The organism is Rhizobium grahamii (genome assembly GCF_009498215.1).
GTDB lineage: Bacteria > Pseudomonadota > Alphaproteobacteria > Rhizobiales > Rhizobiaceae > Rhizobium > Rhizobium grahamii_A.
In genome coordinates this window covers 3,278,957-3,303,557 of record NZ_CP043498.1, presented here as the reverse complement: position 1 = coordinate 3,303,557, position 24,601 = coordinate 3,278,957, and the positions used below count along the sequence as shown (strand labels likewise).

Sequence of the window (24,601 nt, the reverse complement as noted above, 5' to 3'; positions counted from 1 at the left end):
AGGATCATGCTCCCGCGCCAATTTTGACGTTCACGCTTTGTGATCGTGTGCGTCTTGAAACATATACAATTTGGTGCCTATCTTAATCATGATTTGGTTCGCCAAATCAGTGATGTGCATGTTTTGTCATTCCGAGAAAGGGAAAGCACTGACAACAGTACACGCCAAGGGAAAAACGCACGCCGTTGTCCCGAAGAGCCCGGAACGTAGCGCCGATGCTGCCGCCCGTGCCCTGCAAGCCGTCCTCACTAGCCTTGAGGACTCGAAGGCTGAAGATATTGCCACTATCGACATTGCCGGTAAGTCAGCACTGGGAGACTACATGGTCGTCGTCTCCGGTCGTTCGAGCAGGCATGTCATGGCGATCTCGGATCACCTCCTCACCGACCTGAAAGACGAGGGCTTCGGTACGGCCCGCGTCGAAGGCCAGGATGGCGGAGATTGGATTCTGATCGATACCGGCGATATCATCGTGCATGTTTTCCGCCCCGAAATCCGCGAGTTCTACAACATCGAAAAGATGTGGGCCGCGCCGGAGATCGACGAGGAAACTCTGCACTGACAGCTTATCTGGACGAGGCGTCCAAGGCCTGATAGACGGCGGCCACCAGGCTGGAGCGACGATGTCGTGACGGCGCTGTGGTGCCAGTGCAGGAGCGGATGCCATGCGGATTGGTCTCTTTGCCGTGGGCCGGCTCAAGTCCGGCCCGGAGAAAGATCTTGCGTCCAGATATTTTGATCGCTTTGCCAAGGCCGGCCCGGCGGTCGGTCTCGAGTTCTCGCGTGTCGCCGAAGTCGCCGAAAGCCGTGCTTCGAACGCAGAGACACGAAAACGTGACGAGGCGGGGCTGCTTCAGAAGTCGCTCGCGGACGGCAGCGTTCTTGTTCTTCTCGATGAAAGAGGAAAGGCGTTGGATAGCGAGGGGTTTGCAAACCTGCTCGGTAGCTATCGTGATCAGGGGAAACGCGACCTGACGATCGCAATCGGTGGCGCTGATGGCCTTGATCCGTCGCTTTACGATCGCGCCGACGCCGTATTATGCCTCGGCAAGATGACCTGGCCGCACCAGCTCGTGCGGACCCTGATCGCCGAACAGCTCTATCGGGCCGTCACCATTCTTTCCGGGCATCCTTATCACCGTGTCTGACCGCCGCATTCCACTCACGCAGGTTTGTGTTGTCCGAGCGGCTGCGCTCCTTCAATGTTTCTGGAAACGCGCGCCAAATCAGCTTAGTCTCCGCGCGATTTAAGAGGATTCTTCCGAAAGCATGCCCAGAAGCGCGTCCAAGCGAAATTACTTGGTCCTGCCGTCCGTGATGGCTGGCTTTGGTGCGGCCTTGCTCGGGTTCTGGTGCCTGCTTGGCAGCGACGCGGCTTTGGGGCAGCAGGCTCCGTCGCCTCCACCTCAGGCTTCAGTCCCTTCTTCGGTTCCCCTGTCTGAAGCGCCGCCGCCGGATCCTGCCGCCGAACTCGCTAAGAAGCGTGACGAGACGCGGACAGAACTCGAGGCCTTGTCGAAGACGATCAACCTGTCGTCCGACAAGGTGGAGCAACTGCAGAAGAGCATTGCCGATCTCGACAAAAGCGCCGGCAGCGTTCGCCAGGCTTTGATCGATTCAGCTACGCGCCGGAAATCGCTTGAGAAGCAGATTCTTGAAAGCGAGAAGAAGCTTGCTGATCTTGGCGTCAAGGAAGATGATGTGCGTCGCTCGCTGCACGATCGCCGCGGTCTCCTTGCCGAAGTTCTCGCCGCCTTGCAGCGGATGGGCAGAAATCCGCCGCCGGCGCTGCTGGTTACGCCTGACGATGCGCTTGCGTCTGTCCGAAGCGCAATCTTGCTTGGTGCCGTCGTGCCGGGGATCCGCAAGGAGACTGACAAGCTTGCCGCCGATCTTGCGAGCTTGTCGGCGTTGCAGGCGGCAAGCGCGGCCGAGAAGGCAAGCCTGACGTCGACGATGACCAATAGCGTCGAGGAAGAGCGGCGCATGGATCTCCTGCTTGCGGAGAACGAAAAGCTCAGCCGTAGCAATGCCGCCGAACTCGAGGCCGAACGGAAGCGATCGGAAGGACTTGCCAGCAAGGCGACGAGCCTTGAAAGCCTTGTCGCCTCTATGGAAAGCCAGATCTCGTCCGTGCGCGAAGCCGCTGCTGCCGCGCGTCAGGCCGAAGAAAACCGCAAGCTTCTGACCGACGAGCAACGGGCGCAGGCCAAGGCGCTGGCAGAGAGCGGAGTGCCTGATAAAAACCGCATTGCACCCGCATATGCGTTCGGAGATTTGAAGGCGAAACTCGAACTTCCCGTGGCGGGAGACATACTCCGCCAGTTCGGCGATGCCGATGGAACCGGGCACGAGGCCATGGGAATGACGCTTGCCACCAATGCAGAGACGGTGGTTACCGCGCCTGCCGACGCGACCGTCGTTTATGCCGGCGCGTTCCGCAGCTACGGGCAGATGATCATTCTCGATGCAGGTGACGGATATCACCTCGTTCTCTCAGGAATGGAATCGATCAGCACACGCCAGGGCAAGTTCGTTTTTGCCGGTGAGCCGCTTGCGATCATGGGCGCAAAAAGAGTGGCAAGTGCGACCGCATTGGCGCTGGAAACCAGCCGGCCAACGCTTTACATTGAATTTCGAAAAGACGGAAAACCGGTCGATTCCCGACCGTGGTGGACCGCCAAAGACACTGGAAAGGCACGCAATGATTCGTAGGGCTTCTCTTGTTCTGGTCGGCGCATTGATGGGTGCGACGGCTATGAGCGTCATTTACTCCGCGGGCGTGCCTGCCGAAGCGGCGGGAGCGTCCACCTACAAGGAGTTGTCGGTTTTCGGTGATGTTTTCGAGCGAGTGCGCGCGCAGTATGTGACGCCGCCGGCGGAAGACAAGCTTATCGAAAACGCCATCAACGGTATGCTCTCGTCCCTTGATCCGCATTCGAGTTACATGAATGCCAAGGATGCGGAAGACATGCAGACCCAGACCAAGGGCGAGTTTGGCGGCCTTGGCATTGAAGTCACCATGGAAGACGAATTGGTCAAGGTTATCACGCCGATCGACGATACGCCGGCTGCCAAAGCCGGGGTGCTTGCCGGCGACTATATCTCGGAGATCGATGGTCAGTCCGTTCGCGGTCTGAAGCTCGAGGACGCGGTCGAAAAGATGCGCGGCCCGGTCAACACGCCAATCAAGCTGACGCTGATCCGCAAGGGCGCCGACAAGCCGATCGAATTGACGATCGTTCGCGATGTCGTGGCCGTTCAGGCCGTGAAGTCGCGCGTCGAGGATGATGTGGGCTACCTGCGCATCATCTCGTTCACCGAGAAGACCTATCCGGATCTCGAAAAGGCGATCGAGAAGATCAAGAAGACGGTTCCCGCCGACAAGCTGAAGGGCTACGTTCTTGATCTTCGCCTCAACCCGGGCGGGCTGCTCGATCAGGCGATCCAGGTTTCGGATGCACTGCTGCAGCGCGGCGAAGTCGTTTCGACGCGTGGCCGCAATCCGGATGAGACCCGCCGGTTCAATGCCGGTCCGGGCGATCTGACGGATGGGAAGCCCGTTATCGTGCTGATCAACGGCGGCTCGGCTTCGGCTTCGGAAATCGTTGCCGGCGCCCTCCAGGATCTGCGTCGTGCGACGATCCTCGGTACCCGCTCCTTCGGCAAGGGATCCGTGCAGACGATCATTCCGCTTGGCGAAAATGGCGCTCTGCGCCTGACGACGGCACTCTACTACACGCCGTCGGGTCGTTCGATCCAGGGTACGGGCATCACCCCCGACATCAAGGTCGACGAGCCGCTGCCGGATGATCTGAAGGGCAAGATGGTCACTGAGGGCGAATCCAGCCTGCGTGGCCATATCAAGGGTCAGAGCGAGACGGACGAAGGTTCGGGCTCTGCTGCCTATGTTCCGCCAGATCCGAAGGACGACGTGCAGCTGAACTACGCGCTTGATCTGTTGCGCGGCAAGAAGACCGATCCGTCTTTCCCGCCGAATCCCGATAAAGCCGTGAGCGCTAAGTAATGACGAATGAGGGCGTCATGCCGGAACTTTCCGGCTGACGCCTTTTTTCTGTCTTCATCCAGAGGCGCCGAGATGGGTACCGATTTACATGCGCCCTTGGGGCAAGATCGCAAAGCCCGCCGGAAGCGGCCGGGCATTTTGCGTTTGGGACGCATGCTGGCCGGCGTCTGTTTGGTCGCGATCGGCGGCTTCTCGGTCTATACGGCATTTCATGGCGACGACCTGAAGCGCACGGATCCGGCCGCAGGGCAAAGTGCGGCGGCGCCGCCTTCGGACACTGTCCAAACACCGCCTACCCCACCGGCGGCCCCGGAGGGTATGCCGCGTGCCGCTCCCCGCTCCGGCGCGAATGTGGAGCAAATGGTCGCGGGGGATGGGTCTGTCGTCACCAAATACAGCCCGCGCTCGCGCGGCGATGATGGTCCGGTGCTGATTGATGCGATGCAAGTTGGGCAGGATCCGCGTATGGCGGCGCTGCCGAACGACGCGTTGCTTGAAGATACACAGGGCGGGCGCCTCCCCATCGTCGGGCCGGATGGGCGGCGGCCGATGGACCAGTATGCAAGACCATGGTCGGGAACGCATGGAACGCGTATTGCTATTGTCGTCAGCGGCCTGGGGCTCAGCCAGACCGGCACGCAGCGGGCGATCCAGAAGCTGCCTGAAGACGTCACTTTTGCCTTTGCGACGAGCGGCAACAGCCTCCAGCGCTGGATGCAGGAGGCGCGCCGCGGCGGACACGAGATCTTGCTGCAAGTGCCATTCGAGCCATATGATTATCCGGCGAACGATCCGGGGCCTGATACGCTGCTGACATCGAAGTCCGCTGCCAAGAATCTCGAAAGCCTGCATAGGGCGATGGGCGAGATCACAAATTACACCGGCATCATGAACTACCAGGGAGCGCGCTTCCTCGCTGATCCCAATGCCATGGAGCCGGTCCTTCGCGACATCAGCAAGCGGGGTCTTCTTTTCCTCGATGACGGCAGTTCGGCGCAGTCAAAAACGGCCGTGATCGCCAAGGGAACCGAGTTGCCTTACGCATTTGCGGACATTCAGCTCGACGCTCAGCTTGACGTCAATGCGATCACTTCGAAGCTCGACGAACTTGAGCGTATCGCAAAACGCAATGGGCAGGCGATCGGCGTCGCCTCTGCCTTTGACGAAAGCATCGATGCCATCTCGAAATGGACCGAGGAGGCAGCGATGCGCGGCATAGAGATCGTCGGCATCGCGGCGCTGGCAAACGACCCGAAGAAGCCATGAGTGTGGGGCCAATGAACAAGCAAAACATCAGAGCAGAAGACCTTCCTTACCGCCCTTGCGTCGGCGTGATGGTGCTTAACCGTGCCGGCTTGGTCTGGGCCGGCCGCCGTATTCCCGAAGAAAACTCGGAGTATGACGGTTCACCGCAGCTGTGGCAGATGCCGCAAGGCGGCATCGATCACGGCGAAGATCCGCTGGAGGCCGCGTATCGGGAGCTTTACGAAGAGACTGGAATGAAGACGGTCACGCTGCTGGCTGAGGCGCGCGACTGGATCAATTATGATTTGCCGGCTCAGTTGATCGGCATTGGGCTGAAGGGAAAGTTTCGCGGGCAGACCCAGCGCTGGTTTGCCTTTCGTTTTGATGGAGATGAGAGCGAGATTGCGATCAACCCGCCGCCGGGCGGGCATTCTCCGGAGTTCGATGAGTGGCAGTGGAAGCCGATGGAAAGCCTGCCTGGCTTGATCGTGCCGTTTAAGCGCGGAGTGTATGATCAGGTTGTGAAAGAGTTTCGCCACCTGGCGAGTTTGGCGCCGTCAGAATAAGGAAGCCGGCCGCATTGCGGCCGGCTTGATCCCGGATCATTCCGCTTCGTTGGCAGAATCTGCGTTCAGCTGGCCGTATTTCGCTTCGCCGATCTTATTCAGAAGTTCGAGCTGCGTTTCGAGGAAGTCGATATGGCCTTCCTCGTCCGCCAGAAGCTCTTCGAAGAGCTTCATGGAGACGTAGTCGCCGGCCTCATGACAGATATCGCGCGACTTCTTGTAAGCGCTACGGGCATCGTACTCGCCGGCAAGGTCGGCTTCCAGAACTTCCTTGACGTTCTGGCCGATGCGAAGCGGTGCGAGTGTCTGCAGGTTGGGATGGCCTTCCAGGAAGATGATGCGCGCAACCAGACGATCGGCATGATGCATTTCCTCGATGGATTCGGCGCGTTCCTTCTTTGCGAGCTTGGTGTAGCCCCAATCTTCAAGAAGGCGGTAATGGACCCAATACTGATTGACAGCGCCAAGCTCTAGGAAGAGAGCCTCGTTAAGCCGCTCGATGACTTTTTTGTCGCCTTTCAATGTCCGCTCTCCTGTTTTCTTCATGGAATTTTCTCAGGCGGGACATGAAATCAAATATTTCGGCTTCCGTCGAGTGGTGACCGGCGTGATATTCCTCGGTTGTCTGGATGATAATATCGACCACGTTCGGGAAGCAGCCACAGCAGCGGCCCCGTTTCTCCATAGCGTGATAGACTTTTGCAGGCACGATAAGCTGCCAACAGTCCTGCTCGAGAAGCTCGTTGATGACTTCCCGGATTTCGTGGTCAGTTATGTAATTGCAGCTGCAGACAAGCACGTCGTCATTCCAAACATGACATTCACTATCGTCTTTTCTGCTAAAGAAGACGACAGCTGTCAAGAAAAAATAGAGTCTGCGGATGCGCCTTTGGTCGCATGCCGGAGTGCCAGAACAATTGGCACTCGGACTGCCACCAATTCCAAGCTCCTCAATGGAAGTTTCGGCCCCTTGGCATGACGCCGGCTGTCTCGCGTGTTTCAGTCCTGCTGCCCGTAGTTATCTTCCTCTCCATAACGGCCTTCTCCAGGGCGTTGGCTACCTTTCGCTGACGGGGATCCGCTGTCGGATTGAGCGCTTCATCGGAGCGATCGCTGACGCCGAACCGCCTGGCTTCCTTCTGCAGGATACCAAGTGCGGGCGTCATGTCCTCGATATGATCGACGACGGTATGGATGACGCCGCTCTGGCTCTGAAGCCTGCCATATATCTTCACAAGCCGCGCTCCCATGACGATCGGGCGGTACTTCTCGAAGACTTTCGTCCAGACAATGGCGTTGGCAACGCCGGTCTCGTCTTCCAGGGTCATGAAGATGACGCCGTTGGCTGAGCCTGGGCGCTGACGCACCAAAACAAGACCGGCGATCGTCACTTTTCGTCCGTTCGGAACGGTCAGAAGGTCGACGCTTCTGAGGACGCCTGCCTTGTGAAACTCTTCGCGCAGAAATGAGACGGGATGTGCCTTCAGAGAGAGCGAGAGGTATCGGTAATCCTCGATAACCTGTTCGCCCTGCAGCATTTCCGGCAATCTTGTCTCGGGTTCGACCTGCAGGTCGATGTGGCTTACTTGGTCAAACAGAGGGAGCTTTTCGGCGGCGCTCTTCACATCGAGTGCCCGCACGGCCCAAAGTGCATCCCGCCGAGACAGTCTTATGGAGTGAAAGGCATCGGCATCAGCGAGACGTTCCATATCTGCTTTCTGCAAGCCTGAGCGTAGCCAGAGATCGCGGATGGAAGAATAGCCCTCGCCTCTGTTGGCAACGAGCTGCTTCATGCTGTCTTCCGAAAGACCCTTTATCTGCCTGAACCCAAGCCGAACGGCTCGTTCTGTCTTGATGACATCCCGCATGCTGGCATGCCGGAAGTCGACTGCATGTCTGTTGAATTCTGTCTCCTCAAGCAAGCAATCCCAGTTCGATCTATTGATGTCGACGGGCCTGATCTCGACGCCATGTTCCCGGGCATCCCTGACGAGCTGTGCAGGAGCATAAAAACCCATTGGCTGCGAATTCAGCATCGCGGCACAGAAAACATCAGGATAGTAGGCCTTTACCCAGGACGAGGCGTAGACCAGCAGTGCGAACGAAGCCGCGTGGCTTTCCGGGAAGCCGTACTCGCCAAAACCCTTGATCTGATTGAAACATTGCTTGGCAAAATCAGGAGGATATTTTTTCGCGACCATGCCATTGATGAAACGCTTTTCGAAATCGCCGATAGTGCCTGTTCTTTTGAAGGTTGCCATGGCGCGTCTCAGTTGATCTGCTTCAGCGGGCTCAAAGCCTGCCGCCGTGATGGCTATTTGCATGGCCTGTTCCTGAAACAGTGGTACACCAAGCGTTCTCTGGAGAACTTTTTCAAGCTCGGGATTTGGATACGTTACCGGAATTCCGCGTGCTCTTTGTTCGCGGCGTTTCAGATAGGGATGGACCATGTCTCCCTGGATGGGGCCGGGTCTGACGATAGCGACTTCGATGACAAGATCGTAGAATTCCTTCGGCTTCAGACGTGGAAGCATGCTCATCTGCGCCCGACTCTCGATCTGGAAGACGCCGAGCGTGTCGGCCCGGCACATCATCGCATAGACCGGTTTCTCGTCTTCATGCGTGGCGTTGCCGAGATCGGCGAGTGTCTTCTTGACGTCGTAGTGCAGGAGAAGCAGATCGAATGCCCTCTTCAATGCGGTCAGCATTCCAAGTGCCAGGATGTCGACCTTGAGGATTTTTAGGTTGTCGAGGTCATCCTTGTCCCATTCGACCATGTAGCGTCCGGGCATCGCCGTCTTCATGATCGGAACGACTTCATCCAGCCTGTCCCTGGTGATGACGAAGCCGCCGACATGCTGGGTGAGATGACGGGGAAAACCAAGAAGCTCGGATGCATATTTCAGCACGTTTTGGGTCACGGGATCGGAGGTTACGAGCCCGGCGGCTTTCGCTTCCCGCTCGGACAGCTTTTCTTCCGACCAGCCCCAGACCAGACTGCCGATGGCAGACTGGACGTCCTCCGAGAGACCGAAAGCCTTCGAGACCTCGCGCCCAGCGGATCGGGTACGGTAGGTCGTGACCCCTGCCGTCAGACCGGCATGTTCCTTGCCGTATTTCTCGTAGATATGTTGGATGACTTCTTCGCGCCTCTCGTGTTCGAAATCCACATCGATATCCGGCGGCTCGTCGCGGTCCATCGAGAGGAAGCGGTCGAAGAGCAGGGTGCTCTTCTCCGGATTGACTTCGGTTATCTCCAGGCAATAGCAAATGACCGAGTTTGCCGCTGAGCCGCGCCCCTGGCAGAGGATTTTCTTTTCATGCCGAGCATATTGGATGATCCGATGGACCGTCAGGAAGTATGGTTCATATTGCTTTTGACGAATGAGGCTCAGCTCGTATTCGATGTTCTCTTGAACTTTTTCAGGCACGCCATTGGGGAAGCGCTTTGCAGCACCTGATCTGGTTAGGCGTTCCAGTGTTTCATACGGTGTTTCCCCCGCGTCATTCTCGGGAGGGTAGTTGTGCTCCAGTTCGTCGAGTGAAAAGCAAAGGTCTCCAAAGAACCTTTCGGTGTTCGTGACTGCCTGCGGATAGTCTCTGAAGAGACGCAGAATTTCTCCACCACTTTTAAGATAGCGCTCGGCATTCGGAGCCAGGAGAAAGCCAGCCTCGGGAATGGGAACGTGCTCCCGGATCGATGTCACGATATCAGCGAGGGGGCGGCGAGCGGTATCGTGGTAGAGCGGTTGGTTGGTCGCGATCAAGGGAATGCGGTTGCGGTGTGCCAGCTTGGAAATAGTCGCAAACATCCGCTTGTCGCGGCCATCGTAGGCGGGAGCGAGCGCAATGTGGATGTTTTTCCGGAAGCGCTTTCTGAAGCGTTCCAGACAGGCTTCGAACGCTGCGTGATTGTTATCGTCGGTCGTGGAGGGGTGAGGGACGATTGCAAGCATCATGCCGTCGCCCCATTCCATCAGATCGTCTTCAAAAAGAATGCACTTACCCTTTTCGGCTCGCAGGTTTCCGGCGCTCAGTAACCGGCAAAGATGCGCCCAGCCTTGGCGGTCGCGAGGGTATGCAAGAATGTCAGGGGTTCCGTCCGCAAAGACGAGACGGGCCCCCGGCTGGAAACGGATCGGATCGGGAATGATATCCTTCTTTTCGCGTTCCTCCAGAAGCCCGGCTTTCATTCGTTCGAACTTCTTCAGAATCGCCTTTGCCTGGGCATGCGCCCGGACGACGCCGGCAACCGAATTGCGATCGGCTATGCCAAGGCCTCCGAGCTTCAGAACGGCAGCTTGAACGACCATTTCTTCGGGCTTGGAGGCACCCTCCAGAAAGGAGAAATTGGTCTTGGCGCCGATTTCGAAGACGGCGGACATCAGGCAATGACCCCATGCATGAACCAGTTCTGCGCTGCGTCACGCTCATAATGACCCTGGCGATAGATCCAGAAGCGGCGCCCCTTGTCGTCTTCGATCCGGAAGTAGTCTCGATCTTCAGCATCCGACCCATCGAGCCACCATTCCATTGCCAGCCGCTCGGGTCCCTCGCTTTTCAAAACGCGGTGCTGCATCCGACGCCAGTGAAAACTCGCTGGTGCACCATCGGGGATTTCGATGGCAAAGGCATCCATTGGCTCCGGTTTCCGCAATAGCCGGATGGGCCGCTCGCTCCTAGCCGGCGGTGTATGTCCTTCCCGGGCTTTGGGGGCGGACAGATGATCGATTGCAGGCACGGCAATGACGGCTCTTTCCGGTACGTGGCTCTCTCGCAATTGGAATGTTTGCAGGCAGTCTTCTCCAAGGCGGGCTGAAACCCGATCCACGAAGGTGGCAAGAGACGCGTCCTTTTGTTGGTGGTGTTCGAAATCACCCTGTGAGGTCACGAAGTCCTCGTGCAGGAGCACGTTGAGACGAAGGATCTCGAATCCGTAACCAGCATCGAAATCGTCGTGAATTGCCTGCAGGCGTTCGGCAAAGAGAGCGGCGATGCGCTTCGGCTCCCGCAAGGGCTGTGCGGTCCCGGCGGAAATGCGAAACACCTTGCCGTCGACACGGAACAGCACCAGTTCGAAGATTCGACCGCCGACGCCACGCGCTTCCAGCGAGGGCTTCAGGGAGACGGCAATCTGATTGGTGAGCACGAGGATGTCGTCCTCGGCTCCGATCGGTTCAATCAGGCGACGTTCAACCGAGAGGCTCGCGACGGGCAGGCGCGGGGAAACCGGCTCCTCATCGGTTCCAAGCGCCTGATCGAGCCTCAAGAGCACCGTTCCTCCAAATCGGCGGGTGAGCGGGGCGCGCGGCGCGGTCAGTAAATCGCCGACATATTTGAGGCCCATCTTGTTCAGGCCACCTATCGTTTCTTCCTCGAGGCGCAAGGCCGCGACGGGCAGGGGAGCCAGCGCCTGTTCGGCCTCTTCATGGTCAATGATGCCGCCCTGGCCGAAGCGGCTGATGGCCCAGGACAATCCCGGCGAGGAAGAAATGGCGCCGCGCGCGTCAATTCCCATCTGGAAGAGCCTGGCGAGAATATCCTTGAGAAGGGAGGCCTCGCCGCCGAACAGATGGGTGCAGCCGGTAATATCGAGGAAAAGGCCATCGACGCCGTCGAGAGCGACAAGCGGAGTATAGCGATCGCACCAGTCGGCGATCGCTTCCAGGAAGCGCCGGTTGGCGGCTGGGTCGTCTTCGATCACATCGAGCGTGGGGTAGATGGCGCGGGCTTCGGCGACGCCCATGTGCTTTCGGAGATTGAGGGTTTCGGCTGCCTCGTCGAGCGCTGTCAGCCGCATGGTATTGTTGAGACGGCTGGAGCAGACGATCGGTGCGGCTTCAGGACGTCCGCGCGAACGCCAGGAGAGCCCCCATTTCTTTCTTGATATTCGGTCGGTTGGAAGATGCGGAAAGTGGAGTGCCAGAATGCGCTGCGCGTTCGTCTGGAAGGCGAGGGTCGACTGATTGTGAGACGGCGAAAAAACGGCGGTCATGAGGGTTCCACTCCAGTAGAAAGGAGAGGGGAGCCGGGTTGCGGCTCTTCTCCAGGGTGAGATGAAAAACCGGATTGCCGATGCTACCGCCCAGCATCGTGCCATCCGGCAAGGCGCGCGCCTGTGCCGGCGCGGGTGCCACAAGGAAGCGGAAGCAAGCGCTGCTGGCCTCTTCCTCTCCAGCCTGCCGCAACAAGAAAAGCGGGCGTTTCGATGCTTTCGCCCGCAAGCTCAAACGACGGCTTTCCGTCAGACCGAAGGGTTTCGGATTGCCGCGAACCTCCAGAATTGTCGCAGGAAAGATGCCGCTTTCGACTGCGGCCTCAGCAAGCCAGAGGGCATCTTCAAGCTTGCGTGGACTGGCATAGAAGAACCGCTCCGGTTTCAGACCGAAATCGCGCAGACCCACGGCGTAGGGGATGCCTGCTTCCATCGTGGAAACCATGTCCGCGATCCAGAGGATCGGTAGCGGAGCACTGTGGCTCTCTCCCGCTTGACGCTGCAGCATGGCGGCAAGCGCCAACACAAAGCCGCTACCGGCGCCGGCTTCGCGCAAAAGGTCGGAACGAACCTCGGTGATCCCGTCGAGCGGCAGGCCGCCATCTATTGCCTCGTCGAGCACGGGGATTCCAAGAGGAAGACGCAGGCCACTGTCGCTCTTGGCGGAGAGATCCTTTTCGGCCAGGGCTTCGCCTTGCGCGGCAGCCAAGGCCGGCGCGGGCTTTCCTTCAAGCTTTGCAATGGTTTCGCGGAGCGCAAAAAGCCGCTCGCGCGTCACGGCCGACTGTGCCATGACGTTCTCCAAGTCTCGTATGTTCCTGTTGTGTTCTTATGGATTCCAGAGGCGGACTGAAGAGTCAACAGCCATTTGATGTGAATTTATTCCTGCCTTTGATTCCGCTCTCGAAAATCGTACGCAAAGGTTCTATATGGGCCGCAAAGGAAGGAATATTAATGGCCCGCATAGACCAGAGCGAGGATTGGCGGGATCGCCACGCGCCGACGATCAGTACCTTCGAGTCGTTGGCAATGGAGGCGTATAGCCACCTGCCGGAAGAATTCCGCTCGTTGACCACCAATCTGACGATCGAGATCGAGGATTTCCCAGACGACGAGATATTCGAGGACATGGCGCTGGAAACGCCGTTCGATCTTCTTGGCCTCTTTGAAGGCCGGGGCATCTCCGAGCGTTTCACGATGGAGACCGGCGAACTGCCGAACCGTATCCGCCTCTATCGGCGCCCGATCCTCGACTACTGGGCCGAGAACGACGAGACACTGGGCGATATCATCACTCACGTCCTTATCCATGAGATCGGCCACCATTTCGGTCTCAGCGACGACGACATGGAACGGATCGAGGCGAGCGCCGAAGAGGCAGCCGAACGATAAGCTTTCACTTACTGTTCGGACAGCTTCATGTCCGGGTGGTATTCCTTGCCTTCGACTTCCTTGACGATCGCCTGAGCGCACATCACTTGGCCGGTCTGGGTGTTAAAGGTCAGCGACGGCGAGCCGTTCAACGACCAGCCCTTGTTGAGGGCGGCGGTCACGCGGTGGCAGAAAGCGGCATCATCCTGGCCGGTCAGAAGGCGATAAAGCTTCATCTAAAGTCGTCTTTCACTTCGCCGTTTGGCGTTCTGCAATCAGGCGGGCTTTATGAACCAGACTTTCCGCCTGGACAAGATGCAGGCGCTCGATCATCCGGCCATTGGCATTGATGACATTCAGGCCATCGGTAGTGGGGTCGGCAAAGGCGGCGATGATCGACTCTGCTTCGGCAATGGCAGCCTCATCGGGGCCGAAATGTCGGTTGGCGGCTTCGATCTGCGCCGGGTGGATCAGCATCTTGCCGTCGAAGCCCATGGCGCGGGCATGTGCGCATTCGGCATCGAAGGCATCGGCATCCCTGAAATCGTTGAAGACGCTGTCGATCGCGTCGAGGCCATAGGCACGCACGGCGAGAACCACCTGCATAAGCCAGGGCACGAGATAGGTGCGGCCGGGCTGCGGCAGGACGCCTGTTTCCTTGCGCAGATCGTTGAGGCCGACGACGAAACAATCCAGTCTCGAGCCCGGTGTACGCCCGGCCTCGGCAATTGCTGCCGCGTTCAGAATGCCGCGTGGCGTTTCGATCATCGCCCAGATGCGGAGATTCTCTGGCGCATCGGCGTCAGCGAGCCGGTCGCTGACGGCCATCACATCCTGAGGTTCGTTTACTTTCGGCAGGAGTACGGCATCTGGCTCCAGTGCCAGCACCAATTCCATGTCCGCAATGCCGAATGTGGAATCAAGCGCATTGATGCGGATGATCCGCTCTTTGTTCAGAAGAGTAGAGCCTGAAAAAAAGGCCTTCAGATTGTCGCGGGCTTCCGCCTTTCGCTCCGGCGCCACCGAGTCCTCGATATCGAAGATCACGGCATCGCAATCGAGCGCATGGGTCTTTTCCAGTGCGCGTGCATTGATGGCCGGAACGCTCAGGACGGACCGGCGGAGATTCAAGGAACGAGTCGGAGGCTTACGGGTCATCACAAATCTGTGCCAAGCTTTGTGATGAGTGGCAAGACAACAAAAAGCCATGCTCATCTTGCAGAGAGAGAAATGAAGAACCACATTCCTTTCCGAAGAAAGGTCTAAAACCATGCAAAGCATTCGTTCCGTCTTCCTCCTGCTCGCTGGCATCACCGCCTTCGTTGCACTGGCGTTTGTCACCTTTTCCGTGACGCTCGCAGTCGGGGGTATTCTGACGGTACTCATGGTTGGCCGCGCGCTTTCGCTGAAGATGAAACCGGCTCCGGTCCGCGCCACAGCGAAGGCAAGGTCACATTCCGGTGAGAACATGCGCATCTGGAATGACGGTCGCGGTACGATCATCGACCTCTGACGTTCGCGTCGACTCCAGAAAATTTCGAGATCACTGTCGGCTCGACTGATCTTCCCGCGTCCTTGAGAGGTCTGGGCTTCTCGCCCGAGCCAAATCAAACGATGGAGGACAGTATGGATACCGCAACGGAAACCGGCACGATGCAGATGCCGCCGGTCAAGAATGGCTTGCTTCCGTATATTACGGTTGATGGTGCGTTGAAGGCCGCGGAATTCTACAAGCGTGCCTTCGGCGCCGAGCAAGCATTTGTCGTCCCTCCGGATGAAAATGGCCGGACGATGCATGTCCATCTCTACATCAACGGAAGCTCGGTGATGCTTTCGGATGCCTATCCCGAGCATGGCCATCCGTTCCAGAAGCACCAAGGCTTCAGCCTCCAGCTTGTCATCGACGATATCGATTTCTGGTGGGAGCGCGCGGTACAGGCCGGCGTAGAGGTGGTCATGCCCGTTCAGTTGATGTTCTGGGGCGACCGGTATGGCCAGCTGCGTGATCCGTTCGGCGTGCTCTGGGCGATGAATGCGCCAGCGAAGGCAAGCTGATCTCACGACGGTCATGACCGGCTGCGCGTCGAATCCGCGCGCAGCCGGTTCCACGATATAAATTTTCCTTCATTTCGGCGGCAATCTGGACTAAACGCTGATCAACAAAACTACGTCTGCTGATATTGGAGCCAGGCCATGGACAAATTCGTAAAGCTGACGGGCGTCGCTGCCCCTCTGCCGGTTGTCAACATCGATACCGACATGATCATTCCGAAGGACTACCTGAAGACGATCAAGCGCACGGGTCTTGGCAAGGGTCTTTTCGCTGAGGCCCGCTACAATGAAGACGGCTCCCTGAACGAGAGTTTCGTGCTGAACAAGCCGGCCTACCAGAATGCGAAGATCCTCGTTGCCGGCGACAACTTCGGTTGCGGCTCCTCGCGCGAGCATGCGCCGTGGGCGCTCCTCGATTTCGGCATCCGTTGCGTCATCTCGACCAGCTTTGCCGACATCTTCTACAACAACTGTTTCAAGAACGGCATTCTGCCGATCAAGGTCAGCCAGGAAAACCTCGACAAGCTGATGGACGACGCCTCGCGCGGTTCCAACGCGATCTTGACGGTCGATCTGGAAAACCTCGAAATCACCGGCCCGGACGGCGGCTCGATCAAGTTCGATCTCGACGAGTTCAAGCGTCACTGCCTGCTGAACGGTCTCGACGATATCGGTCTGACGCTCGAAAAGGGCAAGGCGATCGACAATTTCGAAGCCAAGAACGCTGCAGCCCATCCCTGGGCTGCGTAAGTCTTACAAGATTGCATGGTCAAAGCCGGGCTTTCGCCCGGCTTTTTCTTTGGTTGGCTTATAGCAGCCGTTCTTTCCAGGCTTTCAGCTTCTCCAGCGAGACGCCGATGCCACCGCAGACCTCTATCAGCGGATTTTTAAAGCGAGCGAGACTATCGGCATGGACGTCAGCGACGGCGAGTGCGGCGCCGCAGGCAGGCTCGACCAGAATGCGATAGGCGTCGGCGAACTTCAGGCAGGCCGCGACTGCCTGTGCATCGGTAACCGTCACGCTTTCGATCGGGTGGTGTTTCGGCAGATTGAAAACGTGCTCCGCCACCTGGCGCGCACCGAGCGAGCTGGCGATCGAAATAATCCCCGGCAAGGTGATGCGTTCGCCAGCGGCAAGGCTGGCATGAAGGGATGCCGCTCCTTCAGTTTCAACGGCAATGACAGGCACATGAGACAGGCCGTTTCGCTTGAGACCAGCAACGATGCCCGCAAGCAAACCGCCACCGCCGACGCTTGCGATGACGCAATCGAAGTCGGCACCTTTGGCGACGACCTCGTCGATTAACGTGCCGTGTCCCTCCCACAGAAGCGGATGGTCGAACGGGTGCACATAGGCTGCCTTCCTGGCATTTGCCTGCTCGATCGCGAAAGCATTGGCTTCATCGAACACCGCTCCGTGGACGATCACCGAGGCACCTGTTGCCTCGATCGATTGGCGCACCTCCGCTGATGTCGTCTGTGGCACGACGATCGTAACCGGAATACCGAGCGATCGTCCGGCATAGGCAGCGGCGATCCCGGCATTGCCGCCCGAGGCGCAGAAAATCTCGCGGGCGCCGTTTTCGATTTCATGCTGGCAAAGCCTGCCGACACCGCGGAGCTTGAAGCTTCCAGAGGGTTGCAGCGCGTCGAGCTTCAGCCAGAGTGGCTTGTTGCTGGCACTGTAGTCAGCGGAAGCGCGGAAAAGTGGTGTGTCGAGGTGGAGCGGTGCAGAAGGCATTATGGTACCCGATGAGCTTGGCGATATCACCCCTTGTGGACCCGCTTGCGTCGATCGGTCAACGAGCGATGGCACAGTAATTCCGCAACCGTACCGAATCGGCCTCCCACTCGCTTGAAATGCTGTTTTTGCAGGTCTAAGAAGCCGCAACTTGTTTTTCCGCGGAGGGTTTCATGACAGCGCGCAATCTTTTCCTGCTGCCGGGTGACGGCATCGGCCCCGAGGCCATGGGCGAGGTCCGCAAGATCATCGCCTATATGAACGAGGCAATGAATGCCGGTTTCGTCACCGACGAAGGTCTGGTCGGCGGTAGCGCCTATGACGCGCATGGTGCCGCGATCTCCGAAGGTGACATGCAGAAGGCGCTTGCTGCCGATGCGGTTCTCTTCGGCGCTGTCGGCGGCCCGAAGTGGGATGATGTTCCCTATGAAGTGCGCCCCGAAGCCGGTCTGCTGCGTCTTCGCAAGGATCTGGAGCTGTTCGCCAACCTGCGTCCGGCCATCTGCTACCCGGCGTTGGCAAACGCCTCGTCACTGAAGCCGGAACTGGTCGAAGGCCTCGATATCCTGATCATCCGCGAACTGACAGGCGGCGTCTATTTCGGCGAACCGAAGACCATCACCGATCTCGGCAATGGCCAGAAGCGCGCCATCGACACGCAGGTCTACGACACCTATGAAATCGAGCGCATCTCGGCCGTGGCCTTCGAAATGGCCCGCACGCGCCAGAATCGCGTTTGCTCGATGGAAAAGCGCAACGTCATGAAGTCGGGCGTATTGTGGAACCAGGTGGTCACCGCGACGCACAAGGACAAGTATTCGGACGTCAAGCTCGAGCACATGCTGGCGGATGCCGGTGGCATGCAGCTGGTACGCGCGCCAAAGCAGTTCGACGTCATCGTCACCGACAACCTGTTCGGCGACATGCTGTCAGACGTTGCCGCCATGCTGACGGGCTCGCTCGGCATGCTGCCGTCGGCTTCGCTCGGCGCTCCGGATGCCAAGACCGGCAAGCGCAAGGCGCTCTACGAGCCGGTTCATGGCTCGGCTCCTGATATCGCCGGCCAGGGCATTGCCAATCCGATCGCGATGATCGCTTCCTTTGCCATGTGCCTGCGCTATTCCTTCAACCTCGTGAAGGAAGCCGACAACCTGGAAAAGGCGATCGCCAACGTGCTCGACAAGGGCATCCGCACCGGCGACATCATGGCCGAAGGTGCTAAGAAGGTCGGCACCACTGAAATGGGCGACGCGATCCTCGCCGAGTTCAAGGCGCTTTCTGCCTGATATTTCACGTGAAACACGTTTCAGGCCCTTCGCATCATCAGATGCGGAGGGCCTTTGCTTGAAGGCGGCGGATGCTGCGCCTATCTCCGTTCTGCATTGATGAAAGAGCGGAGTAGAATGAGCGAGACAGTCGATCGTAGGCCGAGTTCCTGGGGCTATCTGCGGAAGCGCTATGAGGCGCGGCGCACGATCCATCGGCGGGTTCCCTGGAAGTGGTTTGCATTCTCGGCGGTCAATGCGATTGCCATCGCCTTCTTCGTCTTCGACAGGCCGCTCGGGCTAGCGGCCAAGGATCTGGCACCGCCACTGATCTCGATCGCCGGCGATGTTACGGATATCGGCAGGCTTGCCTGGATTCTTGCCGGCATCTCTACGATCTTCGCTACAGGCTATCTTGTCCGTCGCCGGCTCTGGAAAGTCCGGAGACGATTTCGCATGGTCTATTTCGGTCAGATGACAGCCTATGTCGCGCTGAGCGTGCTGCTCACCGCCATCGTTGCCAACGTCCTGAAGTTTGCAATCGGCCGGGCGCGGCCGTTGATCTATGATCAGGAGGGGATCTTCAGCTTCGCGCCGTTCAACATGCATTTCTTGCATCAGAGCTTCCCGTCGGGGCACTCGGCCAACATTGGCGCGCTGTTCGTCAGCCTTGCGCTCCTATTCCCGCGTTTTCGCCTCGGTTTTATCGCTATCGGGCTTTGGCTTGGCGCTACGCGCATCATCATCGGCGTGCATTATCCAAGCGATGTCGCGGCCGGTCTGGCGCTGGGCGCCTGGTTTGCCTTTGCCACATCGATCCTCTTCGCGCGCTTCGGTCTCGTCTTCTCGATCGGTCGCGATGGCGGCTGGCCAACGCCGCGGCTGAGCCGCCTTCTCTGAGGCCCTGAAACGAAAAGCCCGGCGCTTTGGGCGCCGGGCGACTGTTTTGAACCTATTATCGGATCAATCCATGGCGTGGATATCGCGGTCCTTCGTTTCCGGCAGGAAGATCAGGCCGATGACCAGCGTGATCGCCGCGAAGATGATCGGGTACCAGAGGCCGAAGTAGATATCACCGGTCGCGGCACTCATTGCGAAGGCTGTTGCCGGCAGCAGCCCACCGAACCAGCCGTTACCGATATGGTAGGGCAGCGACATGCCGGTGTAGCGGATGCGAGTCGGGAAGAGTTCGACCAGCAGAGCTGCGATCGGGCCGTAGACCATCGTCACATAGAGAACGAGCACGAAGAGAATAGCGATCGTGCCGATCCAGTTGACGCGGGCCGGGTCGGCCGTCATGGCGAAGGTGCCACCGCCGGCGATATTGTAGACTGCCATGTCGGTGACGCCGTTTGCCTCGTCTGCGGTCAAAAGCTTACCAGCCACGAGCTTGTCGGCGGGCACGGTTTCCTTGGTGCCGGCGCGGATCGCATCTGCGTTCAGCGCAAGCTCGGGATTGGCGGCAATGAAGGCATCGAGCTTGGCGTCCGGAACCTTGATGGCGCCGCGGTTAAGCGGGTAGCCGCCGTCATGAAGGGCGATATTGACGCTCTTTTCAAAAGCCGAAGTCAGGCCCTTTGCCTTGTCGCCGGCCGCAATGGCGTCGAAGCTTGTGATCGTTTCATCGCCGATCTTGACCGTTGCCGGCTGGCCGGCAGGGCCGGGGACGACATCGTAAGGCACGGAGTTCTTGGTCAGGAAGGCCGTTGCCACATCGCAGGAGCTGGTGAACTTCGAGGTTCCTGTCGGGTTGAACTGGAACTTGCAGTCAGCAGGGTCGGCCGTCACGGTTGCGCGAACGGAAGCTTGGGCTTCGGCAAGTGCCGGGTTGGCGGTCCAGGTCATGGCCTTGAACAGCGGGTTGTAGGTGACCGCCGCAATCAGCAATCCAGCCATGATGATCGGCTTTCGACCGATGCGGTCTGACAGGCCGCCGAAAATCACGAAGAAAGGCGTGCCGAGAATAAGGGCGATCGCAACCATGATATTTGCGGACTGCAGGTCGACCTTCAGAACATTCTGCAGGAAGAACAGCGCATAGAACTGGCCGCCGTACCACACGACCGCCTGGCCCATGGTGGCGCCGAGAAGCGCAATGATGGCGATCTTGGCATTCTTCCACTGGCCGAATGCCTCGGTCAGCGGTGCCTTCGAGCCCTTGCCTTCTGCCTTCATCTTCTGGAATGCAGGTGATTCATTCATCTTCAGACGGATCCAGACGGAGACGCCAAGAAGTACAACCGACAGCAGGAACGGAATGCGCCAGCCCCATGCGGCAAAGGCTTCCTTGCCCATCAGGAACTGCACGCCGACGATAACGATCAGCGACAGGAAGAGGCCGAGCGTTGCCGTGGTCTGGATCCACGAGGTGAAGTAGCCGCGGCGTCCATTGGGTGCGTGTTCAGCTACATAGGTTGCCGCGCCGCCATACTCGCCGCCGAGCGCAAGACCTTGCAGGAGGCGAAGGCCGATCAGGATGATGGGTGCTGCGATGCCGATCGATGCCGCACCGGGAAGAATACCGACGAGGAATGTCGACAGGCCCATGATGAGGATCGTCACCAGGAACGTGTACTTGCGGCCGACCAAGTCGCCGAGGCGACCAAACACGAGCGCGCCGAACGGGCGCACCAGGAAGCCGGCGGCAAAGGCCAGAAGCGTAAAGATGTTTCGCGTTGCTTCCGGATATTGGGTGAAGTAGGTGGCGCCAATATAGGTGGCGAGCGAACCGTAAAGATAGAAGTCGTACCATTCAAAGACAGTACCGAGCGAAGAGGCGAAGATAACCTTCTTCTCCTCGCCTGTCATCGGTCCGGCCTTTGTGCCATCGACGCTTGCAACATGTGCCATTGTCTGTCCTCCACAGAGTGATGCGCGGAGCAATCTGCGACCTCACTCTCCTCAAAGTTCGACCGGTCACAGTTCGCCTAAGTGGAGTGTGGCAGAAAATCGCCCTCATAAAGAGAGAGGCTTTGGAATTATGACTTTAGTCTAATGCCATGGAATTCCGCGCGAATCCGGAAGACGATCTAGCGCGTCCTATGGGAGACGATGTTGACAAGCGTCCCGAATGGATCGCGCACATAAAAGCGTCGGACGCCCCAGGGTTCGTCTGCCGGACCGTAGCTAACTTCGAAGCCCGCTGCCGTCATCATGGTGAAAGCCTCGTCGACGTCATCCACTTCCACCGACAGTGCCGGGACCGGCGTTCTGCTTCCGCCCTCCTGCGCGAAACTGACCTGCGTTTGCATTAGGTCATTAGAACCGAGGGTGACGATCCATCCGTGATCCATGAGGACCTCGAGGCCGAGGATATCGCTGTAGAAGGATTTGGCGGCGGCGGGATCACGTGTCTCGATATTGGTAACGATGCGTCGGACCTTCATGTCTTTCCTCCCAAGACGGATCAGCGTTCGGCCACCCAAGCAAGAAAAAAGCCGGATGGCGAGACCATCCGGCTTTCTTTATCTAGCTATTGCTCAACCGTCTTAAGCGGCCTCTGTCGTATGTGCCTTGCGGACTTCCTCGTCCGTGAGGATGCCGCTGGCACGAAGAAGCGCAGCAAAGCGGCCGTTGCTCTGGCTCAGTTCATCGAAGCTTCCTTCTTCGACGACCCGGCCATTGTCCAGGAATAGAACCTTGTCAGCTTCGCGAACCGTCGACAGGCGGTGGGCGATGATGAAGGTAGTGCGGTTCTGGCGCAGATTGTCGATAGCCGCCTTGACCCGGCTTTCCGTTTCGACGTCGAGAGCACTGGTTGCTTCGTCCAGCACCAGGATCGGCGCATCCTTGAGGATTGCGCGGGCGATGGCCACTCGTTGGCGCTCGCCGCCCGAAAGCCTGTTGCCTCGCTCGCCGACATGGGTGTCGTACTGGTCTTCACGTGTCTCGATGAAGTCGGCTGCAGCGGCAGCTTCAGCTGCGCGGCGCATATCTTCATCCGAAGCGTTCTCCCGGCCGAGGCGAATGTTGTCGCTGATCGAGCGGTTGAGCAGACCGGCATCCTGGAACACCGTCGCTATATAGCGGCGCAGCGACTTGCGGGTGATCTTCGTCGTATCATGGCCGTCGACGAGAATCTGGCCGCTGTCGGGGTCGTAAACGCGCTGCAGCAGGTTGATCATCGTGGTCTTGCCCGACCCGGTCGGACCGACGATCGCAACCGTCTGGCCAGCCTTGGCGGTGAAGGACACGTTGTGCAGGCCCTGTGCCGTGTTGCCGAAGCGGAACGACACGTTGCGGAACTCGACTTCGCCCTTCACGTCGGTGATGTCAGCATTGCCGGCAGGCTCTTCGCGATCACGGACTGAGTCTTCTAGAGCATAGAAGTCCACGAGCTTGGAACGGGCCTCGAAAATCTGCGAGGCGAACTGGCGCATTTGGTCGAGACGCGAGATCAACAAGTTGGCAAAGCCGATGAAGGCGATGACGTCACCGATGCGCAGCTCGCCGGCCTGGACCATGACGGTACCGATGACGAGAATGATCATCATGGCGATGGTCGAGGCCATGCGGTTCATCGCGCCGGCCAGCGCCCACCAGTCGAGGACCGGGTACTGGGCCTGCAGCAGGCGTTCGGTGAAGGCCTTCAGTGCCTTGGTTTCTGCTTCGATACGGTTGTAGCTGTGCAGCACCGAGACGTTGCTGATCGAGTCACTGACATGCGAGAAAACCGTGTGGTAGTGGTTTTCGACCGAAGCCTGGCCATCCTTCGTGCGGCTCATAACGAGACGACCGATCAGCCAGTAGGCGATACCGAGCACGACAAGCACGCCGGATAGACGCAGGTCCATCGAGATCGCCGTCGGGATGAGAATGGCGATGGCAACAGCGGTCGCAAGGTGGTTGCGCATGAATTCGAGCCAGAGGCCGAACAGCGTTTCACAGGCGCGCAGGAGCGTGTGGAGGGCATTGGAGGTGCCGCGCTGGTGGTGCCAGGACAGAGGCATGGAGATGATGCGGCCGAAGGCTTCCGTCAGAAGCGTCGCACGCCGGCCATGCGCCAGCCGGTCAGCCTCACGGGCAACCAGGACAAAAGCGATCGTGTTGAAGACCGCGAAGCCTGCCCACATGAACAGGATCGGCTTGACTTCACCTTTGCCGGAGATCGCGTCGATGATGCGACCAAAAAGTATCGGCTCGGCGATTGTGATCGCAGCGAGAACGATATTCGCAATAACGACCAGGGATACGCGGAGCTTGTAGGCGCCGAGATAGCGCAAAGCTCTAGCATAGACCTTGAATAGAGACACGATGATACCTCTTTGTGCATCTGCGAAATAATGGATGTTGCGATGCTACAAAAATCTATCTGAACCGGCGATTAACGACGCGTTCATGGCGCTCGTGTCGATCGGCAAGTGAGCTAAAAAGCCGCTGGGCGGAAATAAAATTTTTAAATGAAATGCAAGCGCGGTGCAATTAACACTTGCGTATGGATACCATAGTGGCACACCATGATTCATATTCTGAATCCTGACTTCAATTGCATTCAATTCCGCTTCGATACTGGCAGCTCCCACGCGCTGGCGTCACTAGGACGTCTAACACGGGAACAGGGGCGATTTTGTGAATATTCATTCGTTAATTCAATTGCTTGTCGTTCTGGAAGAGTGCCGCAAGCCGGAGGCTGTGGTCGATGAGATCAAGCACGTCATCCTGTCTTATGGTTTCTCCTTTTTTGGTCTGCTGCGGCGGATAAAGGAAGGCGAGGATCCGAACGGACGCATTCTCGCCGGTCACTGGCCGGATTCCTGGCCGCAGATCTATCTCGCCAAGAAGTACATTCTCAGCGACCCGACCATCCGCTACCTTGCCTATACCCAGAGGCCGTTTCGCTGGAAGGAAGGCCTTGCGGCCTTTCGCAAGGATCCGAACTTCCGGCGCATGGACATGATGATGACCGATGCCGCATCGCACGGTCTCAAGGACGGGTACACGTTTCCCATTCATGGGCGAACAGGCGTCCTCGGCAATATGATGGTGGGCGGCAAGCGGCCCGTCGACCTCTCTCCCGTCGAAATTTCCCTCTTCGACGCCGTTGCCAGAAAAGGATTCTGGCGTATTCTCGAGCTCAACGGGCGTGCCCAGGCGCTGGAGAGTTCAGCGGAAGCAGAGGCGCGGCTGACGCGGCGGGAGACCGAAATTCTGCGATATCTGGCCGAAGGCATGACCTCGGTCGAGATCGGCAAGTCGCTGAAGATTTCCAATCATACGGTGGATTGGTACGTGAACGGCCTTCAGGACAAGCTGAAGGCCAAGAACAGGCAGCACGCGGTCGCTGTCGCCTTCCGCCATGGGCTGATTACTTAGTCTTAGAGAAATTCTATTTCCGTCGTT

The 24,601-nt window shown here is 58.4% G+C and carries 24 protein-coding genes; 13 read left to right on the top strand and 11 right to left on the bottom strand.

The window, feature by feature from the left end; genetic code table 11:
- Nucleotides 1-118: 118 nt before the first annotated feature.
- From rsfS to FZ934_RS15895, 6 genes are all read left to right on the top strand, one after another.
- Nucleotides 119-562, top strand: a complete 444-nt coding sequence (gene rsfS / locus FZ934_RS15920; RefSeq protein ID WP_153271860.1) for a ribosome silencing factor — start codon at nt 119-121, stop codon at nt 560-562.
- 103 nt (nt 563-665) lie between these two features.
- Nucleotides 666-1,148 (top strand): 23S rRNA (pseudouridine(1915)-N(3))-methyltransferase RlmH, encoded by a 483-nt coding sequence (gene rlmH, locus FZ934_RS15915; protein WP_153271859.1) that lies wholly within the window; start codon nt 666-668, stop codon nt 1,146-1,148.
- A gap of 121 nt (nt 1,149-1,269) precedes the next feature.
- Nucleotides 1,270-2,715 (top strand): murein hydrolase activator EnvC family protein, encoded by a 1,446-nt coding sequence (locus tag FZ934_RS15910; RefSeq protein ID WP_153271858.1) that lies wholly within the window; start codon nt 1,270-1,272, stop codon nt 2,713-2,715.
- Entirely contained in the window at nt 2,705-4,027 is a 1,323-nt protein-coding gene (locus tag FZ934_RS15905; protein ID WP_113359966.1) for a S41 family peptidase, read from the top strand. The genes FZ934_RS15910 and FZ934_RS15905 overlap by 11 nt, the downstream gene beginning before the upstream one ends.
- Nucleotides 4,028-4,099: 72 nt before the next feature.
- Nucleotides 4,100-5,293, top strand: a complete 1,194-nt coding sequence (locus FZ934_RS15900) for a divergent polysaccharide deacetylase family protein (protein ID WP_153271857.1) — start codon at nt 4,100-4,102, stop codon at nt 5,291-5,293.
- A gap of 11 nt (nt 5,294-5,304) precedes the next feature.
- A complete protein-coding gene (locus FZ934_RS15895; RefSeq protein WP_153271856.1) occupies nt 5,305-5,838 on the top strand; it encodes an RNA pyrophosphohydrolase in 534 nt (177 codons plus the stop codon).
- A gap of 36 nt (nt 5,839-5,874) precedes the next feature.
- On the opposite strand, the gene bfr is transcribed toward FZ934_RS15895, so the two are convergent.
- From bfr to FZ934_RS28180, 5 genes are all read right to left on the bottom strand, one after another.
- Nucleotides 5,875-6,360 carry a bacterioferritin gene (gene bfr / locus FZ934_RS15890; protein ID WP_056810872.1) on the bottom strand — a complete coding sequence of 162 codons (486 nt, stop codon included), beginning with the start codon at nt 6,358-6,360 and terminating at the stop codon, nt 5,875-5,877.
- On the bottom strand, nt 6,326-6,721 hold the full coding sequence (locus FZ934_RS28185; protein ID WP_153272475.1) for a (2Fe-2S)-binding protein: 396 nt from the start codon (nt 6,719-6,721) through the stop codon (nt 6,326-6,328). The genes bfr and FZ934_RS28185 overlap by 35 nt, the downstream gene beginning before the upstream one ends.
- Before the next feature lie 67 nt (nt 6,722-6,788).
- A complete protein-coding gene (locus FZ934_RS15880) occupies nt 6,789-10,223 on the bottom strand; it encodes an error-prone DNA polymerase (RefSeq protein ID WP_153271855.1) in 3,435 nt (1,144 codons plus the stop codon).
- Entirely contained in the window at nt 10,223-11,668 is a 1,446-nt protein-coding gene (locus tag FZ934_RS15875) for a Y-family DNA polymerase (protein ID WP_281409934.1), read from the bottom strand. Before FZ934_RS15875 ends, FZ934_RS15880 begins: the two co-directional genes overlap by 1 nt.
- 10 nt (nt 11,669-11,678) lie before the next feature.
- Nucleotides 11,679-12,626: an ImuA family protein gene (locus FZ934_RS28180; protein ID WP_246737809.1), complete on the bottom strand. Its 948-nt coding sequence runs from the start codon at nt 12,624-12,626 to the stop codon at nt 11,679-11,681.
- A 161-nt stretch (nt 12,627-12,787) separates the two neighbouring features.
- On the opposite strand from FZ934_RS28180, the gene FZ934_RS15870 reads away from it, so the two are divergent.
- Nucleotides 12,788-13,225, top strand: a complete 438-nt coding sequence (locus FZ934_RS15870) for a metallopeptidase family protein (protein WP_113359981.1) — start codon at nt 12,788-12,790, stop codon at nt 13,223-13,225.
- 8 nt (nt 13,226-13,233) lie between these two features.
- Here the strand turns inward: FZ934_RS15870 and FZ934_RS15865 are convergent, their stop codons facing one another.
- Nucleotides 13,234-13,440 carry a DUF1737 domain-containing protein gene (locus tag FZ934_RS15865; RefSeq protein ID WP_153271853.1) on the bottom strand — a complete coding sequence of 69 codons (207 nt, stop codon included), beginning with the start codon at nt 13,438-13,440 and terminating at the stop codon, nt 13,234-13,236.
- 13 nt (nt 13,441-13,453) lie between these two features.
- A complete protein-coding gene (locus FZ934_RS15860; RefSeq protein ID WP_153271852.1) occupies nt 13,454-14,362 on the bottom strand; it encodes an HpcH/HpaI aldolase/citrate lyase family protein in 909 nt (302 codons plus the stop codon).
- A gap of 112 nt (nt 14,363-14,474) precedes the next feature.
- Between FZ934_RS15860 and FZ934_RS15855 the strand changes: the two genes are divergently transcribed.
- The 3 genes from FZ934_RS15855 to leuD all read left to right on the top strand — a co-directional run bounded on the left by FZ934_RS15855 (nt 14,475) and on the right by leuD (nt 16,006).
- On the top strand, nt 14,475-14,717 hold the full coding sequence (locus tag FZ934_RS15855; RefSeq protein ID WP_113359988.1) for a hypothetical protein: 243 nt from the start codon (nt 14,475-14,477) through the stop codon (nt 14,715-14,717).
- A 113-nt stretch (nt 14,718-14,830) separates the two neighbouring features.
- Entirely contained in the window at nt 14,831-15,259 is a 429-nt protein-coding gene (locus FZ934_RS15850) for a VOC family protein (RefSeq protein ID WP_153271851.1), read from the top strand.
- 138 nt (nt 15,260-15,397) lie between these two features.
- Complete coding sequence (gene leuD / locus FZ934_RS15845; protein WP_113359992.1) at nt 15,398-16,006, top strand: 3-isopropylmalate dehydratase small subunit; 609 nt, start codon at nt 15,398-15,400, stop codon at nt 16,004-16,006.
- Between the two features lie 58 nt (nt 16,007-16,064).
- Here leuD and FZ934_RS15840 read toward each other — a convergent pair whose 3' ends face one another.
- Complete coding sequence (locus tag FZ934_RS15840) at nt 16,065-16,997, bottom strand: pyridoxal-phosphate dependent enzyme (RefSeq protein WP_153271850.1); 933 nt, start codon at nt 16,995-16,997, stop codon at nt 16,065-16,067.
- 173 nt (nt 16,998-17,170) lie between these two features.
- On the opposite strand from FZ934_RS15840, the gene leuB reads away from it, so the two are divergent.
- On the top strand, nt 17,171-18,283 hold the full coding sequence (gene leuB / locus FZ934_RS15835) for a 3-isopropylmalate dehydrogenase (RefSeq protein WP_153271849.1): 1,113 nt from the start codon (nt 17,171-17,173) through the stop codon (nt 18,281-18,283).
- 117 nt (nt 18,284-18,400) lie between these two features.
- On the top strand, nt 18,401-19,162 hold the full coding sequence (locus FZ934_RS15830; RefSeq protein WP_153271848.1) for a phosphatase PAP2 family protein: 762 nt from the start codon (nt 18,401-18,403) through the stop codon (nt 19,160-19,162).
- A gap of 63 nt (nt 19,163-19,225) precedes the next feature.
- Here the strand turns inward: FZ934_RS15830 and FZ934_RS15825 are convergent, their stop codons facing one another.
- The 3 genes from FZ934_RS15825 to FZ934_RS15815 all read right to left on the bottom strand — a co-directional run bounded on the left by FZ934_RS15825 (nt 19,226) and on the right by FZ934_RS15815 (nt 23,514).
- On the bottom strand, nt 19,226-21,112 hold the full coding sequence (locus FZ934_RS15825; protein ID WP_153271847.1) for an MFS transporter: 1,887 nt from the start codon (nt 21,110-21,112) through the stop codon (nt 19,226-19,228).
- A 179-nt stretch (nt 21,113-21,291) separates the two neighbouring features.
- Entirely contained in the window at nt 21,292-21,648 is a 357-nt protein-coding gene (locus FZ934_RS15820) for a VOC family protein (RefSeq protein WP_153271846.1), read from the bottom strand.
- A 102-nt stretch (nt 21,649-21,750) separates the two neighbouring features.
- Nucleotides 21,751-23,514 (bottom strand): glucan ABC transporter ATP-binding protein/ permease, encoded by a 1,764-nt coding sequence (locus FZ934_RS15815; RefSeq protein ID WP_153271845.1) that lies wholly within the window; start codon nt 23,512-23,514, stop codon nt 21,751-21,753.
- A gap of 316 nt (nt 23,515-23,830) precedes the next feature.
- Here FZ934_RS15815 and FZ934_RS15810 point away from each other — a divergent pair, with 316 nt between their 5' ends.
- Entirely contained in the window at nt 23,831-24,574 is a 744-nt protein-coding gene (locus FZ934_RS15810) for a helix-turn-helix transcriptional regulator (RefSeq protein WP_113360006.1), read from the top strand.
- Nucleotides 24,575-24,601: the final 27 nt, after the last annotated feature.

Coding starts and splice junctions, on each gene's coding strand:
- FZ934_RS15900 (WP_153271857.1), top strand. CDS start 4,100: ATGGGTACCGATTTACATGCGCCCTTGGGGCAAGATCGCAAAGCCCGC.
- FZ934_RS28180 (WP_246737809.1), bottom strand. CDS start 12,626: ATGGCACAGTCGGCCGTGACGCGCGAGCGGCTTTTTGCGCTCCGCGAA.
- FZ934_RS15895 (WP_153271856.1), top strand. CDS start 5,305: ATGAACAAGCAAAACATCAGAGCAGAAGACCTTCCTTACCGCCCTTGC.
- FZ934_RS15825 (WP_153271847.1), bottom strand. CDS start 21,112: ATGGCACATGTTGCAAGCGTCGATGGCACAAAGGCCGGACCGATGACA.
- FZ934_RS15830 (WP_153271848.1), top strand. CDS start 18,401: ATGAGCGAGACAGTCGATCGTAGGCCGAGTTCCTGGGGCTATCTGCGG.
- rlmH (WP_153271859.1), top strand. CDS start 666: ATGCGGATTGGTCTCTTTGCCGTGGGCCGGCTCAAGTCCGGCCCGGAG.
- leuB (WP_153271849.1), top strand. CDS start 17,171: ATGACAGCGCGCAATCTTTTCCTGCTGCCGGGTGACGGCATCGGCCCC.
- FZ934_RS15905 (WP_113359966.1), top strand. CDS start 2,705: ATGATTCGTAGGGCTTCTCTTGTTCTGGTCGGCGCATTGATGGGTGCG.
- FZ934_RS15820 (WP_153271846.1), bottom strand. CDS start 21,648: ATGAAGGTCCGACGCATCGTTACCAATATCGAGACACGTGATCCCGCC.
- FZ934_RS15865 (WP_153271853.1), bottom strand. CDS start 13,440: ATGAAGCTTTATCGCCTTCTGACCGGCCAGGATGATGCCGCTTTCTGC.
- FZ934_RS15860 (WP_153271852.1), bottom strand. CDS start 14,362: ATGACCCGTAAGCCTCCGACTCGTTCCTTGAATCTCCGCCGGTCCGTC.
- rsfS (WP_153271860.1), top strand. CDS start 119: ATGTTTTGTCATTCCGAGAAAGGGAAAGCACTGACAACAGTACACGCC.
- FZ934_RS15855 (WP_113359988.1), top strand. CDS start 14,475: ATGCAAAGCATTCGTTCCGTCTTCCTCCTGCTCGCTGGCATCACCGCC.
- FZ934_RS15840 (WP_153271850.1), bottom strand. CDS start 16,997: ATGCCTTCTGCACCGCTCCACCTCGACACACCACTTTTCCGCGCTTCC.
- FZ934_RS15880 (WP_153271855.1), bottom strand. CDS start 10,223: ATGTCCGCCGTCTTCGAAATCGGCGCCAAGACCAATTTCTCCTTTCTG.
- leuD (WP_113359992.1), top strand. CDS start 15,398: ATGGACAAATTCGTAAAGCTGACGGGCGTCGCTGCCCCTCTGCCGGTT.
- FZ934_RS15850 (WP_153271851.1), top strand. CDS start 14,831: ATGGATACCGCAACGGAAACCGGCACGATGCAGATGCCGCCGGTCAAG.
- FZ934_RS15910 (WP_153271858.1), top strand. CDS start 1,270: ATGCCCAGAAGCGCGTCCAAGCGAAATTACTTGGTCCTGCCGTCCGTG.
- FZ934_RS15870 (WP_113359981.1), top strand. CDS start 12,788: ATGGCCCGCATAGACCAGAGCGAGGATTGGCGGGATCGCCACGCGCCG.